11 protein-coding genes and 1 pseudogene are annotated in these 15,914 nt (G+C 45.4%); 2 read left to right on the forward strand and 10 right to left on the reverse strand.

Annotation, left to right across the window (positions count from 1 at the left end):
- Window positions 1–12: 12 nt before the first annotated feature.
- The 8 genes from QYG89_RS11990 to QYG89_RS12025 form a co-directional block, all read right to left on the reverse strand.
- Window positions 13–972 (reverse strand): DMT family transporter, encoded by a 960-nt coding sequence (locus tag QYG89_RS11990; RefSeq protein WP_404317623.1) that lies wholly within the window; start codon window positions 970–972, stop codon window positions 13–15.
- Between the two features lie 160 nt (window positions 973–1,132).
- Window positions 1,133–3,094 (reverse strand): hydantoinase B/oxoprolinase family protein, encoded by a 1,962-nt coding sequence (locus tag QYG89_RS11995; protein ID WP_404317624.1) that lies wholly within the window; start codon window positions 3,092–3,094, stop codon window positions 1,133–1,135.
- Window positions 3,095–3,107: 13 nt separating this feature from the next.
- On the reverse strand, window positions 3,108–5,198 hold the full coding sequence (locus QYG89_RS12000) for a hydantoinase/oxoprolinase family protein (protein ID WP_404317626.1): 2,091 nt from the start codon (window positions 5,196–5,198) through the stop codon (window positions 3,108–3,110).
- Between the two features lie 142 nt (window positions 5,199–5,340).
- A complete protein-coding gene (locus QYG89_RS12005) occupies window positions 5,341–6,321 on the reverse strand; it encodes a 5-oxoprolinase subunit C family protein (protein WP_404317628.1) in 981 nt (326 codons plus the stop codon).
- 3 nt (window positions 6,322–6,324) lie between these two features.
- Window positions 6,325–7,209 carry a 5-oxoprolinase subunit B family protein gene (locus QYG89_RS12010; protein WP_404317630.1) on the reverse strand — a complete coding sequence of 295 codons (885 nt, stop codon included), beginning with the start codon at window positions 7,207–7,209 and terminating at the stop codon, window positions 6,325–6,327.
- A 13-nt stretch (window positions 7,210–7,222) separates the two neighbouring features.
- The gene (locus QYG89_RS12015) at window positions 7,223–9,253 is read right to left on the reverse strand and encodes a sigma 54-interacting transcriptional regulator (protein WP_404317632.1); all 2,031 of its coding nucleotides are present in this window, start codon (window positions 9,251–9,253) and stop codon (window positions 7,223–7,225) included.
- 456 nt (window positions 9,254–9,709) lie between these two features.
- Window positions 9,710–10,852, reverse strand: coding sequence for a glycerate kinase family protein (locus QYG89_RS12020; RefSeq protein ID WP_404317635.1), 1,143 nt, complete (start codon window positions 10,850–10,852; stop codon window positions 9,710–9,712).
- A 149-nt stretch (window positions 10,853–11,001) separates the two neighbouring features.
- The gene (locus tag QYG89_RS12025; protein ID WP_404317637.1) at window positions 11,002–11,283 is read right to left on the reverse strand and encodes a hypothetical protein; all 282 of its coding nucleotides are present in this window, start codon (window positions 11,281–11,283) and stop codon (window positions 11,002–11,004) included.
- A gap of 172 nt (window positions 11,284–11,455) precedes the next feature.
- On the opposite strand from QYG89_RS12025, the gene QYG89_RS12030 reads away from it, so the two are divergent.
- Together QYG89_RS12030 and QYG89_RS12035 are read left to right on the forward strand one after the other, a co-directional pair.
- The gene (locus QYG89_RS12030) at window positions 11,456–12,607 is read left to right on the forward strand and encodes an MFS transporter (protein ID WP_404317638.1); all 1,152 of its coding nucleotides are present in this window, start codon (window positions 11,456–11,458) and stop codon (window positions 12,605–12,607) included.
- A 149-nt stretch (window positions 12,608–12,756) separates the two neighbouring features.
- Window positions 12,757–13,860, forward strand: a complete 1,104-nt coding sequence (locus tag QYG89_RS12035; RefSeq protein ID WP_404317640.1) for a M20 peptidase aminoacylase family protein — start codon at window positions 12,757–12,759, stop codon at window positions 13,858–13,860.
- 42 nt (window positions 13,861–13,902) lie between these two features.
- On the opposite strand, the gene QYG89_RS12040 is transcribed toward QYG89_RS12035, so the two are convergent.
- Together QYG89_RS12040 and QYG89_RS12045 are read right to left on the reverse strand one after the other, a co-directional pair.
- A complete protein-coding gene (locus QYG89_RS12040; protein WP_404317641.1) occupies window positions 13,903–14,673 on the reverse strand; it encodes a 3D domain-containing protein in 771 nt (256 codons plus the stop codon).
- 555 nt (window positions 14,674–15,228) lie between these two features.
- A pseudogene (locus QYG89_RS12045) lies at window positions 15,229–15,516 on the reverse strand (3D domain-containing protein); the annotation flags it as partial.
- Window positions 15,517–15,914: the final 398 nt, after the last annotated feature.

Genomic DNA, 15,914 nt, shown 5'->3' on the forward strand with positions numbered 1-15,914 from the left:
GAGCTGTTTCGCTTACGAAACAGCTCCTTTTGTTATTTTCGCACGGGACACGTAACTATGCAGCGCCATCCCAATCACGATCAATATCATACCAGCGATAGAAATCGGCGCTGGAAGAGGAGCAGCGAGTAAAATCATTTCTCCTGCGACCGCAAACAGCACTTCTATCGATTGTGTCGCTTCCACTGCCCCTAACTTTTGCATGCTGCCTCTTACAAGGTCTGTTGCCGCAAAAAACAAGACCGTGGCAAACACACCGGAAAACAAGGCGACAAACCCGGATTGGACGACTTGCCCTTTGCTCGGCCAGCCCGCTGTGTAAACAGCCGCTCCTGATAAAATGAGCCAAAACGGCAGGCTCGCCAGCGTCATGCCAAGTACACGCTGATAAGCATCCAGCTGATCAGAGCACACTTCCATCATTTTTCGGTTGCCAAGCGGATAGGCAAACGAAGCAACAATGATCGGAAGGACGCACAGCAGCACGCTCTGGAACGACAGCTGGCGGGCATGCTCAATCTGCATCAAAACAACACCGAGAAGAATAATGAGGGACATAGCAAGCCCTCTATACGGAATGTTCCCTCTCACTCGCTGCAAACCATTTGTCGTCTGAATCGTCACGTAAAAAAGCGGTGCGAGCAATGAGCCTGAAATAATCGTTATTTGCCACGTACCGGCAATCAGCCACCCCGGTCCATACGCTGCAGCAAAACAAATAGGCGCATAAAATAAACCGAATCCTATTGTGCTCCAAAGCAGCCAGGCCGAAGGATTTTTTTTCATTTCAGCCATCAGCCCCTGCCAGCCTTTACGGCCGACAACGATCACACCGAGCAGCGGCACCATGAACAAGTAGCGTAAAGAAGCACTCCACATCCAGCTGCCTCCTTCCGCTTCCATGAGCCGGTTTAATACGAATGTAGAAGCAAAGAAAAAAGAAGATAATACACCTAATACAATCGGTCTCACAACCTACATACCTCCAATATTAAAACCCTTCTTTTCCCACTATAGCGCATCTCTCTTTTCATCATCAATACACTTTTTCATAACCGACACCTGCCGTGAACAACGATAAAAAAGCCGGGACAGACTCAAAATGGTCTGTCCCGGCCCTTATTCGTATGTCTTATGCCCAATAAGCAAGTGAGCGTTTTTTCATCATTTCACGATTTTGCTCTGTTGTTTTTGTGAGTGCTTCTCCTGTTGCCATATCAACGATCACACCGTATCGGCGGATTAAATCAAGCTGATTCACTTCGCCGCTTCGGTATTTAGCAAGGACGCTGTCCACGTCTTCTTCCAGCCAGCCGACACGTGATTCACGGATGAATTGTCTTTCCGCTTTCGTTGCTTCCTCATCAATTTCAAACAAATCAATTTCTCTATCAATCTCACGAATCACTACACCGTAGTCTTTTTTCGCACGTTCAATAGAAACATACTCATCGATCACGTCTTCAAGTACAGCTTTTGGATCACGCTTCAGCGGATCGCCAAGACCGCCGCCGCCGGCAGATGGCCTCGTAAACGTGTCGCCTTTTTTCAGTTTCACGTTTGAGAAGATCGTGCCCAAGAATTGGCCGTCTTCCTCGTCTTTGTTTAACCATGCACCGTGAGGCGTTGATGGAAGACCGCCAAAGATGCCCCATGTGACCGAGCGGGAGCGGTCACAGCAATACGACATGACTGTCTCGTTAGCATCAGTTAACGTTCCGCCTTTTTCTACACCACATCCGCCGCGGAATTCCCCCGGTCCTGCTGAATCGGTTACGATCTCATGTTTCGTTGTAATAACTGGAGAAAGACGCTCCTGGCCTTCACATGGCTGAATGCTGAGTCCGACACCAAATACTGGAGATAATGCGTTTGCACCGTCTCGCTTGTCACGGCCCCCATGTCCGCCAGCCATCCAGTCGTACCACATAAAGTAGTTGTCATATCCTTGACGCTTGTCCCAGCCGCCGATTAACAAATACTCTAGGTTAAATGAGCAGGCTAATGCGCGCTCCGGCATGACGTGGGACCATAACTCAAAGCAGGCATTCATAATTTTTTCATATACACCTGAACAGAATCCCGTTACCGCTACAGGCCACGGAGCATTAACGACTGAGTTTTCCGGCAAATCGACGTGCACGACACGGTAGAAACCAGAGTTTAACGGAATATCTGGGAAAAATGTTTTCGTACCGGCATAAGCAGCTGACATGGAAGAACCAAATGCTGAATTCAAGAAACAGCCGATGTAGTCATGTGATCCGGCTAAATCATAAAAGATTTCATCGCCTTTAATCGTCATTTTGACTTTAATAGGAATGAGTCCATCACCTACTACCGGGTCCATATCAATATAATCCGTTGTTTCCCATTCACCGTCAGGAAGAGCAGCTACCTTAGCCCGTGCAAGGCGTTCCACATAATCCTGCACTTCTGCAAAGGCAGTTAATATAGTGTCTAAACCATATTTTTCAACGAGAGCAATCAGCTGTGTTTCGCCTGTTTTTGTTGCTTCTGCTTGTGAACGCAAGTCACCGAGGCGTTCTTCTGGTACACGCATGTTGGAAACAAGGACGTTAGCCACATCGTGTAAATATTCGCCTTTGCTCCAAATGCGAAGCGGCGGAATCCGCATACCTTCTCCGTAGTGGTCTTTGGAATTTACATCAAAGGAGCCTGGTACTGAACCGCCCATATCTGCCCAGTGGCCGTTCAATTGCATAAAGGCAATTAATTTATCTCCATAAAATACCGGACGGACGATACGTGTATCGTTAAAGTGTGTTCCGCCGCGGTACGGATCATTGACAATAAAGACGTCCCCTGGATGAATGTCATCGCCGAAGTCTTCAATAACGGCTTTCGCTGTTAAATGAAGCGTACCAACGTGCACGGAAATGTCCTGTGTTCCCTGCATGACCGTGTTTCCTTCTGCATCACATAAAGCGGAACTGAAATCACGGTTGTAAATAACGAAAGAATAACAAGTTCTTAATACTTGCTCGGACATTTGGTCAACTAAGTTCACAAACCCATTTTTCAATACTTCAAACGTAACAGGATCTAATTTGCTTTCAAATACTTTACTCATGCTTCCACCCCTTTTAGTTAGCTAATGTTGGTACAGCTTCGTCTGCTTCTTGTTTGTCTTGTTCTTCCTGCTTTACGAACGACATAATGATATTGCGGTATTCATCGACTTTCACTGTGCAGTAAGGAGGCACAACGATAGTTGAGTCAAGCTGATCAATAATGGCGGGACCGGCAAATTCAGATAGAACAGGAATTTTCACACGATCGTACACCTTTGTTTCTGTAAATCCGCCTGCTTCTTCAAAGTACACTTCACGTGTTTCTTTCAGTGCTTCTTCCAGTGTGCCTGACGGTTCTTCTTTATTGAACTGAGGTTTCGCCACTGTACCGATCGCTTCTACACGCAAGCCGTAAATTTCTACGCCTTTCTCCTCGTCTCTAAAAGCAAATTCACGCTCATGCTCTAAATGGAAACGTTCAACCGCATTGTCAAGAGACTGAAGCGGACGATCTGCAGTGACAGACAACGTTCTCCACTGACCGACATAACGCATGTCTATATAGCGGATTAAATTCATGTTTTCCGGTGCAATGCCTTCTTCTTCAAGCAGGCTGATCGCTTCTTTCTCCATTTCGATAAATTCTTTTTCTACATCTTCTTTCTGGATCTCTTCTACATTCGCTAAGTATGTTTTCGTCACATCGTGGCGGACATCAACAAGCAGACAGCCCATCGCAGCCGCAACGCCTGGGTGAGCCGGTACGATCACGTTTGGAATTTCCATTTCTTTTGCCAGTTCTGCTCCGTGAAGCGCCCCTGCTCCACCGAATGCAACGAGTGCGAAATCACGCGGGTCATAACCACGGCGGACAGAAATTAAACGAAGGGCATCACACATATTCGCATTAGCTACTTTGATGATTGCGTCAGCTGCTTCGTTTACGTTGTAATTTAACTTAGAAGCAACTGTTTTTTCGATCGCTTCCAGAGAAGCCTCTCTATCAAGTGTCATTTGGCCGTTAAGAAGCTTCGTGCCTAATCGGCCGAGCACAACATTGGCATCCGTATTCGTCGGCTCTGTTCCACCACGGCTATAACAAGCAGGGCCTGGTACAGCGCCGGCACTTTGCGGACCGTTACGTAAAGAGCCGCCTTCATCAATCCATGACAAGCTTCCGCCGCCGGCTCCGATTGTTAAAATTTCAATGCTCGGGAAGCCGATTGGATAACCGTACTCAATGTACCAGTCTTTCGTCACGCGCAGGTCATTGTCATACATTAATGAAATGTCCGTGCTCGTTCCGCCCATATCAAGACCGATTGCGTTTTTAAAACCACACATGTTAGCAATGTGCTTGCTGGCGATGGCACCGGCAGCAATTCCGGAGCTCGCTAGACGGGCAGCATAGCGTGGAACCGTTTCAGATGTCATCACGCCTCCGCCAGAGTGAAGAACGAGAATATCACCGTCATAGCCAATGCCTTTCATTTCTTCTTCCAGCACTTTAATGTATTTACTGATCGTCGGACCAAGAACGGCGTTCACAATCGTTGTACTCATCCGCTCATGCTCGAAGATTTCTGGAAGTGTATCAGAAGATGTACAAATATAAACGTCTGGCATTTCTTCTTGTAAAATTTCTTTCACACGCTTTTCATTGTCACCGTTTACATAAGCGTTCATCAAACAAATCGCAATGGATTCCACTTGGCGTCTTTTTAAGATTCTTGCCAGCTCGCGTACTTCCTCTTCCTTTACTTCTGTAATCATCTTTCCAGAGTAGTCCACCCGCTCCGTGACTTCAAACCGATCGCGGCGCTTAATGTAAGGCTCAGCCACATCATTGTATGCATCCCATAAATCAAGCTTTGTACCGCGGCGAATTTCTGTTACGTCACGGAAACCTTTCGTCGTTACGAGTGCTGCTTTTGGCAGCTTTCTCTCGATTAATGCGTTTGTTCCTACTGTCGTTCCATGAGAGAACATTGCAATTTGATCGCCTGTCAGCTTCGCTTTTGCAATCCCGTTCATCATTCCTTTTTCCGGATTAGACGGTGTGGAAGATGTTTTCGTTACATAGATTTCCCCCGTTTTCTCATCAAACACAAACACATCCGTAAACGTTCCTCCAACATCAACAGCTACATGATATTTACTCACTTGATCGCCCCCAGTGTTTTATTTTTAACATTTTGATGCTTTGTAAAATTTTAACGTGCCTTCTATTGCGTGTTTCTGACACCACCTCCTAAAGGTAAAAAGACCGAATATTCCGAATAATATCCATGCAGCAAGCTTGCCGCTATGCTTGCTGCACCATACTTTTTACTGCTTCAATGAGCTGTTCTTTTTCCCGGCGCAGTCTAAAAGCCTGCTCGACTGTCACAGCATGAAATCGGACGGTAGACTGCGGCTTTGCCTGCGCGAGTATACTTAAATCTGGACTGATCACGGTACCGGTTGTGACGAAACCGCCGCCTCCTGTCCCATCGTTCAGCAAAATAATTAATTCTTCTTCATTTGGCACGATGACACCGCCAATCGGATATGGGATGTCAACGATGTTGCTTGGGCTGTTTCCTGAGCCGAATGGCGCAGCTTCTTCCGTGTAGCGGACACGCCCCCCGTGCAGACGGTAAGCGACACGGTTAGACTGTGCATGGACGGTCCATTCTTTATTTAACAGACCGGTTAATCCTTCATCACTAATCCGGCTGGTTGAAATGCCTAATACAAGATGAAGATCGAGTTCCCGTGAAAAGACAGGGAGCGCTTCTTCCGGCAGACATTTTCCTACTTGGCGCAATACACCCGGAAGCGGTTCATTGAGCGGAAGTTGATCACCCTTTAGCAGCATCCGTCCAAGCACCCCAGGAAACTCGCTCGCAAAGCAGGCAGAGCGGCTGCCAAGCGTTTCGGGTGTAGCCAGACCGCCAGAGACGAGTAGATAAGTAAAAACCCCTTCTCGAATTTTCCCAACTGTCAGCACATCCCCTGGCGAAACGGCCGTCGGCTGCCACAGCGGCATCTCTTCTCCATTTAATGCCGCTTCCGCCGGTGCACCGGTCAGCACGATCACGGTTTTTTTCTGAAATTGGATGACCGGTCCACTGATCATCATTTCCAGTCCCGCATAGTGAGCCGGATTACCAAGCAGCGTATTTCCTAATAAAAAGGAATATTTGTCTGCAGCACCCGATGGAGGAACGCCCATATGATAATAACCAAAACGGCCGGTGTCTTGAATCGTTGTTTTTAGTCCTGGTTCAACGATGTGCAGCATAGTCTAAAACCCCTCCATCAGCTGGCGAATATATTCGCTTCCTTGTTCGTCATACTGTTCAGCAGAAAATTGAATCGGCTTTACCTTATACTCATATGTGCGCTTTTGAACCTCTTCGCGAATGTTGTAATACTCCGCTTCTGTCACGGGCCGGTATTTCCACAAATCACCTGGCTTAGCAAGGAAAATGGAATCACGGAAGATGGACAGCGTTTGATTTAGATTGTAGACTGGCACAGCTGATATCCCGATCAGCTGATAGCTTCCAGTCGATGCTGTCGGATAGACGACCGTAAATGCACCGCCCAACCCCAATGCCTCCCTTGGCGTATGTGCCCGCGGACTCTTATATTTTGGTGCTTGAATAATTTTGTCCTGCGGTGCTCCGAGAGGAAATCCCCATGCCATGCCCGGCTGAAATCCAAGTGATGTAATAAAGTACGGCCACGATGAGTGGGCAGAAATAAATGTATCTTTATCACTGAATCCATTTTGTTTCATCACATACGTAAAGTCATTTCCGCCTGCTTCCGGCTGCTGATGCTGATACTTTTCCGTCGTCTTTTTCGTGATCGTGTCATCGTACCAGACAGGAATCTCAATGATCCGGCTGCTGAAATGAAGCTCCGAACGATCACTTTTTTGCTGATCAATTTCCTGCAGATAGTCTAGTAAATGATGAGAAGAGATCACATTCGGATCATAGCGGATTAAATACGACGCGTTACTCGGATAAATTTCAACCATCCCTGGAATGTTCCGTTTTCTTAGCTCATTCGTGATGGAAATGACTTTAAAATTACTTTCAATTCTCATCTCTTTTGAAATTTCCGCATAAATGTATTCATCTCCGCAAAAATCGAACCTTGTTTCTGGGAAAATTAACATGTGGACCTCTCCTTCATTTCGACACCTTGCTCATTCTTCGGCTGATCGTCGATGCACTCACTCCGAGTACATCAGATGCTTTAGCTGCTGTTTTGTATTTGCTGAGAGCCATTCGGATTAACTGAGTCTCCACTTCTTCAACCGCTTCCCTTAGCGGCATCATTCCACGGACAGTTAAGTAGCCTGTTTCTTCTGTTTCTGTATCCCAGACAGCCCGGAACACATCATCTTCAGTGATCATTTCCTGTTGACCGACTACAACAAGACGCTCCATCACATTTTGCAATTCTCTAATATTCCCCGGCCACCGGTAGCTTTCCAATAACTGCAGCCCTTCTCTTGAAAGCTTCTTTTCCTTGTTATATGTTTCATTCAATTTTTCCAGAAAAGAAAGTGCAAGCAGTGCAATGTCCTCTTTTCGTTTTCTGAGCGGCGGGATTTGCAGCGGAATGACGTGCAGCCGGTAAAACAAGTCTTCACGGAACGTTTGAGCAGCAACCATCTTTCGCAAGTTTCTATTCGTTGCAGCGAGCACCCGCACATTGACTTTGATCGGAGTCAGTCCGCCAATGCGGACGACTTCACGCTCCTGCAGCACCCGCAGCAGCTTCACTTGCATATGGAGCGGCATCTCCGAGATTTCATCAAGAAAAATCGTCCCTCCATCTGCTGCTTCAAACAATCCTTTCTTCTTTTCTGATGCACTTGTAAAGGCGCCTTTTTCATGCCCAAATAATTCACTTTCCAGTAAGTTTTCTGGGATAGCCCCGCAGTTAATCGTGACAAAGGGTGCCTGTGAACGCCGGCTGTATGCGTGAATATTGCTGGCAATCACTTCTTTCCCGGATCCCGATTCCCCGCTGATTAACACGGTTGACTCTGTGGCCGCTACTTCCTTGAGCTTTTCAACGAGCTCCGTCATCACTGATGACCGGTACACTAAGTTTTTAGTGAAGTCTGGCATTACTTGATGTTCACTCTCTGCCTGCGGCTTCTGCGCATAACCCTCGATACTTACATCACGGGAAAGGACAATAATTTTCTCTAATTTTCCCTTTTTAATGATCGGGGCAGCCGTCGATAAGATTTTCACGCCTTGACGGCTGCTTTGTGCAAGGCTGACCCGCTGCCGCTCCTTTAAACAAAGATCAACAATGTTTGGTTCGAACAGTCCCTTCGCCTCGAGTTCGTAGAGGTTTTGCCCGATCAAGTCTTCTTTCAAATATGGCTGCCAAAAGCTGGCCAAAAAGGTACCAGCTATACTCGATATTTCTCCAGATGGCTGAATCACCATAATCTGCTCATTAGAAGCTGTATGAATCGCTTGAAGTTCTTCCGTGAGTTCACGGACAAACTCTAGCTCACTCACAGCCTTTTCCAAATGCTCCTGCAAGTAAAAGATGTGGACGATTCCACCCACTTGGCCTTCATGGTACACAGGAGAAAAGTGCCCCGCCATTTTTTTAAAGTTAAAGGAACTATTTACACCAAACTTTTTGTCACCAGCTAGAATGTCTTCCATCTTCACATCAGCGGCAAGAAGCTTTTGATAGTTTCTTCCCGTAAGGATGGAACGGGGCATTCCTAAAATTTGGCCGGCTGTTTCATTCATAAAATCGACTTCAAACTGCTGATTCGTCGTGACAATACCGATTTCAGCACTATCTAAACTATGATTTAACGAATCAAGCTGCAGCTGGGCAAGATGTGCTTTTGCTTCTTGGATTGTAATGTAGCCCACTGCTTCGCCCTGCTCATTCACACCGACAACAATGTGGCAGTTATGGCAAAATTCCACCCATCCGGAGGCCCGGACGAGCAGCAGGTCTTTTTCATAATCAATGGACTGATTCAACGAAGGAGCCCCATTCACTTGTCTTAACAAAGCAGCAAGTGTAAGGTAGCCGACAAGCTTTCCTTGTTCATAAACAAATGCTGTCTGACCCACTTCCCGGGTAAGCAGATCAATGACTTCTTGAACCGTCGCCTCACTCGACACTGCTGGAGGCAAAGGCAATAAAATCTCTTGCCATTTCCATTTCATGTTCACTTATCCCCTTTCGAGCGTATCGCAGGGAAAAGAAAAAAACGTCTGTCTGGTAAACCACTGAAAACGCATGAATACGTTTACATTTGTTTTTATATAAGCAAGTACCGTGCCAAACAGTTAGAATCGGTCGAAAAAATATAAAATTCAGAAAAAATTCGCTATTTAGTCACTATTTATCCAATTCTCTTTTTCCCCTATTCACAACATGATTCGACACTTGTGAAACAAAAACCTTTTCAAATCTTGCAAAAATGCAAGTAATCTTTCATTTTTGCAAGATTCTTTATTTCTTAAAAGCAAAAAAAGAACCGCTCCTTGCCGTTTTGAAACAGCAAAGAACAGTTCTCTCTTTATTCTATAGATTTGTTACACTCCTCTGTTAATCCCCCGTGCAAACGCTTACTTTCCGCTCCAATCAACACTAGTCATTAACATGACTTTTTCTATATGTTATTTATTCAGTGTGTACAGCCTGAAAAGCTGTTCAGTTGTTTTTCTCGTCTGATACACCGCGACCTCAGGCTGCATCGCTTGCTTCGGGGATAGACAGTCCGTTTGAATAGAGAAAATACCGTCGAAATAAGAATGGAGTGCCTCTATTTCTGTTCCAAGCCGGCCTGCAATGGCAATGACCGGTTTCCTATGCAGTTTTGCAAGTTTCGCTACACCGACCGGTACTTTTCCAAACAAACTTTGTCCATCTAAGCTGCCTTCCCCCGTTATGACGAAGTCGGCCCATTTCACATGATTCTCCAAACCAGTCAGTTGGATCACCATGTCAATTCCTGATATTGTCTCACCCCTAAGCGCTGCAGCGACCGCACCGCCAAGACCGCCTGCCGCTCCGCTTCCTTTCACTCCCTGCACGTCTACATTGTACATTTCCTCATACAGCCGAGCGGCTTTTCGCAGTGCTTGATCAAGCAAGACGACTTCCTTTTCATCTGCTCCTTTTTGTGGAGCAAATACGAATGCCGCCCCCTCACTCCCGTAAAACGGATTCACCACGTCACTCGCCGCTAAAAAACGGGTTTGGCGAATAGCTGGATGAATCTGTTCATCGGACATTGATTCAATAGGCAGCAGCGGATTGCCTGACGGACTTATTTCATTTCTGCAACGATCGAATAATTTCCAGCCGAGCGCTTGCAGCATACCCAGCCCACCATCGTTCGACGCACTTCCGCCAAGAGAAATAATAACCTGTCGAAAACCATCATCCAATGCCGCTTTAATTTGTTCACCGAGTCCGTACGTATTTGCCTTCACCGCCGAGCGTTCGTCATCCATTAATAATGTCAGGCCGCTGCTCTTTGCACACTCAACTAGGGCAGTTGGTTTCCCTTCATATTCCATGACAAGATAAGAGATTTCAATCGGGCGCATGAGCGGGTCATGAACGGAAGCCGGTTGAAGCCGGGACGTTTCATTTTCAGCTAGGGCCGCGATTGTTCCTTCTCCTCCATCAGCCATCGGTACAACTTTCACTTGTGCATGCGGCACCGCTTTTTTTATCCCTTCAGCTATCGCTCGTCCGGCCTCTGCTGCTGTGAGCGATCCTTTAAATGAATCCGGTGCAATTAAAATGTTCACTGGCATCCCCCATTCCATTTGAGCTGACTGATTGAATCATTCTTTCATCAAACTTATAAATCCCGCCGTCCGGCTTGTATTTCTCCATTTCTGGTCAGCATCTTCCTAAACCCAGCCCGTATCTCTTTATTTTGCAGCGATGTTCGTTGTTATCTTCCTCTAAATGCGTTCGAAATTAGAATAAGCGCTGTAACGATGTGCATGCACATCCCGACAATAGGAATCCAGCCAATCACTGAAGTAACGATACCAAAAATACTGCCAGTCACGCTTCTGCCGGCGTTCAACGCAAGCAGCAAAGTAATGACATGCAGAACGGCCATAAACCCAAGAGGCGCCCACGCATGCCCGATGATGATAGCCCCGCCGATAATCGGTATACCGAGAACACCCTCCATGCCGCCAGTGATCCATTTCATTGCGTTAGTCATGATCTAGTCTCCCTTTCTTAAATAACCCATTCTCTTCCTGATTTACGAACAGCCAATGAAAAAGGTTTCACCTTCTCTGCTTTTTTCCAAAAATCTACTCTCAATGACAAGACCCATTTTCTTGTATATAATAATGGATTGCTAAAACTAAAAAATAGTGAGGTTTTTATTTGTGTATAAAGCGCAAACTTGGTTATCATTCAATTTCTTTGCTTTTTTCTTTTCCTGGGGAGTATTTTTGCCTTACTGGACTGCCTGGCTGATTTCTAGTAAAGGGGTAACCATTGAATCAGCGAGTGCCATTATTGCAGCCGGCTTGTTTATCCGCTCCTTTTCAACTGTTTTTATCTTTCCGACACTAAGCATGAAGTTATCCATCGGTTCCCTTACTAAGCTTTTCCCGATATTGAGTACACTGCTTCTTTTCTTATTTATTCCGCTTAGCTCCTTTCATACCATCATGGCGGCGATGATTCTCTTTAGTTTGATCTACCCGCTCATCCTGCCGCTCACAGAAAGCATCGGCACAATGATGATGCAAAGCGAACGGATTCAATACGGAAAAAGCCGTTCCTGGGGTTCGATTGGCTATGCGGCGGCTTTAGTGGCAGTCGGAGCAGTAACTGCTTATTTTGGGGATACTGCTATCGTGTATGTGATGATCTTTGGCTGTGCTCTGATGCTGGGAGCTGCTTTTTATTTCACACCAGCTTCCTTAAAAAAGCGTTCAGAAAGACATTCCGTTCCTTTCCGCTCGTTGTTTCAATCGAAACGTTTTGTAATCGCCATGATTGTTTCCATATGCATCCAAGGCGCACATGCCTCCTATTACAGCTACGGTTTTATTTATTTGCAGGATTTAGGAGTAAGCAATACGTGGGGCGGCATCATTTTAAACATTGCAGTTGTTTCTGAAATTCTTTTTTTCTCCATTGCTGACCGTCTGTTGAAGCGATCCCGAATTTCGTCCATGTTCCTAGCTTCAGCTGCTGCATCTGTCATTCGCTGGACGCTTTTATTCCTATTTCCGAATGTCGCCGTCTACGCTGCTTCTCAAACGCTGCACGCAATGACGTTTGCTCTGGCACACTTTGCTTTTATCCGGCTGCTTTATGAAGAATTTGACGGCTATGAGATTCCAGCTGCACAAGGCTTGTACGCTTCTCTTAGCATGGGGCTCGGTTCATCCTTGCTGACCATTGCTGGAGGATATTTATATAAAGAAGAGCCAGGACTCGCTTTTTTAGGAATGACGTTCGCTCTTATTCCAGCCATCGTGCTAACTTTTTATCTAAAGAAAAAGTTTGAAGCACCCGTGCTTTAGAAACCTTCTATTAGGAAACTTATTTCACTTATGCGAAAATGATACATATTAGGGTAATGTCCCTTCCAAACGGAACACATTCATCATAAAATGAATGAAGGGATGAACTGTCTCGGAAGCAGCGATTAAATAAGAAAGGAGGATCATCCGTGAAAAAAACAGACAGCCGGCTGCTGGATATTTTCCATCACCTGCACACTCATCCAGAGATCAGCTGGAAAGAAACAGAAACAACCGCGTATATCGCCGGTCTGTTAAAAAAGGAAGGTGTATTCGTTTCCACCTTCGACGACTGTACAGGTTTAATTGCTGAAATCGGCAGCGGCAAACCGATTATCGCCGTCCGCGCCGATATGGATGCTCTTTGGCAGGAAGTGGATGGCAGCTTTCAAGCGAACCACTCATGCGGGCATGACGCTCATATGTCCATCGTGATCGGTGCTATTTTACAATTAAAAGATCAAGTAACGTCCGGCACGGTCCGATTCATTTTCCAGCCAGCTGAAGAAACCGGCAGCGGCGCATTAAAAATGGTGGAAAAAGGTGCCGTCGATGATGCTGATTATTTATTCGGCATTCACTTGCGCCCCATTGAAGAATTGCCATTTGGCAAAATTACACCCGCTATTCACCACGGAGCTGTTGCTTTTTTAACTGGAAAAGTAACTGGAGATGACGCACACGGTGCCCGCCCGCACCAAGGAACCAATGCGATTGATGTCATCACCGCCCTTAATGAACAGCTGAAACTTATTCACTTTTCACCATTCGAGCCGTACTCTGTAAAAATGACACAGGTGGAAGCTGGCGGACAAAGCCTAAATATCATTCCCGGCTCAGCAAAATTTGGGATTGATGCCCGCGCTCAAAAAAATTCTGTCTTGTTGGACATGCAAAAGCACATCGAAGAAAAAATAAAGGGAGTCAGCCGCTTATTCAACGTCTCCATCGAATTCGATTGGCTCGATTACACTCCAGGTGCGGAAGTACATGCGGAAGCAGAAGAACTGCTGCGGCAAGGTATTCTCGAATACGGCGGCAAAGATATGCTTGCCACACCGCTTATCACATCCGGCAGTGATGACTTTCATTTTTACACAATCAAACGGCCAAACTTAAAAGCCGCCATGATGGGCATTGGCGCCGATTTAAAACCCGGCCTGCACCACCCGAAAATGACCTTTGATCCACGCGCCATACAAATTGGAGCCGATGTACTGACTCGTTCTGTTCTAAAAGCTTTAGAAGCATAAAAAAGGAGCCATGCTGACGTTCAAAGCATGGCTCCTTTTTTATTAGTTCAAGATCGTTACGTTTACTGTGCGGCGTCCCCAGTTCACTGCTTGATCTTTTGTCGGTACGTGAAGATCAATTCGGTTTCCTTTGATCGCTCCGCCAGTATCACCTGCTACAGCTGTTCCATATCCTTCTACATATACTTTTGAACCTAAAGGAATGACATTAGGATCAACCGCGATGACTTTTGCGTTGCGGTTAGCATTTAAGTTAATTCCTGTTGCTGTTACGCCTGAGCAGCCCGCACATTCCGCTGTATAAGCAGTCGCTGTTACCGTAAGTGTCTTCCCTTGTGATGCTTGCTGCGCAGGTGCAGAAGCAGTTGTTGATGCTTTAGAAGCCGCTGCTGCCGGTTTTGATGCAGCTGCTGCTTTCACCTGGCCAGATAGAGATAGTGTATCACCTGCGTAGATTCTATCAGAAGACAAGCCATTCATCGCCTTCAATGATTGTACAGTTAGTCCGTTTCTAGAAGCGATTTTAAACAAAGTATCTCCCGGTTGAACCGTATATGTACCGTTTCCTTTTGGCGCTGAAGAAGCAGATGCTGCGGCACCGCCGTTCACCTCTAATTTTTGATTAGGAAAGATGAGATCAGATGAGAGATTGTTCGCTGCTTTCACTTGCCCAACCGTTGTATTATGTTTTTGAGAGATGCCCCATAAAGTGTCTCCGCTTTTTACTGTATATGTTTGCGCGGATGCACTTGTTCCAAAAAGGCCTCCACCGATCATCGTAGTAGCTGCTAATGCAATTATTTGTTTTCTCATAATAGAAAAAACCCCCTGTGATTCTAACACGCGGTAATTTCCCAGTTTAGAGTTCCATTAAAAGGGAAAACAAGAAACAACCGCCTGTAAGAAGTATTTTTAAAAAATCATATTTCCAGTGGCACTATTGATAGAAACAAAGTGTTTATATATAAACAGCGCAATGAATCATTCCGATTACCTGCTGACGAAATCATTGTATCATGCATAAGCATGTAATGATTTTAAGATGCGATTACGCTTTCACACCTCTATATAACGATCATGTTACAAAAAGATGTATTTAGAATACTTGTAACTCCATTGACATAAACAAACCAATTCCTGAAAAACGAGGAACAAAAACGTAAACACCTTTAACCGCTTCCAAATATAAAAAAGCTATGTTAATGACGATTGTTGATGTTATTACTTTATTGATTAGAGCCGCAGCAATAGAAGCTTCCGGGACCACCTGCGGAAAGCGAGCGCCCACAACGGAAATCAACAGAGGAGTTTAACAAAGACAAAAAAAGAAACCCATCGAAATGGATTTCTCTTTTTATATTAATCTATTTACTTTAGAATCTTTACTTTTACCGTACGTACACCCCAGCGGTATGCATGTTTTTTAGTAGGAACGTGAACGTCAATTTTGTTTCCTTTGATGGCGCCGCCTTTATCTCCGGCAATTGCTTCTCCATATCCTTCAACATATACCTTTGTACCAAGAGGAATCACTCTCGGGTCAACTGCAATGACTTTCGCATTTGGATTTTTCTTTAAGTTAATACCTGTAGCTGTCACACCGGAACAGCCTTTACAAGAAGCTGTATAAGCAGTCGCACGAACCGTTAGCACTTTCGCTGATTGGACGGCAGCCGGCTTACCTGCCGCTGGTTTTGCAGCTGCTTGAGCAGATGTATTTTTAATGATCAATTTTGTACCGACGCTGATTCTATCTGATTTCAAATTGTTCCATTGTTTTAATTGGTTAACAGTCGTCTTATATTCTTTGGCAATGCTCCATAATGTATCTCCTCGTTGTACTGTGTGACCTGTCGACGCTGCCTCTACAGCGGATGTACTGAATAGTACGCAAGCAACAACTAAAGACATAATAGCTTTCCTCACGAATTAGAGACCCCCTTAATTGGTAACATGGGACCCATTCTATCATGCAATTATAACGCTGACATTACACTCAGATGTTTGTTTCTTTACACAAATATTTCATTGGTTTAAATATTCAGATAATTATA

It is taken from the genome of Bacillus lumedeiriae (genome assembly GCF_044891285.1).
Taxonomy (GTDB): domain Bacteria; phylum Bacillota; class Bacilli; order Bacillales; family Domibacillaceae; genus Pseudobacillus; species Pseudobacillus lumedeiriae.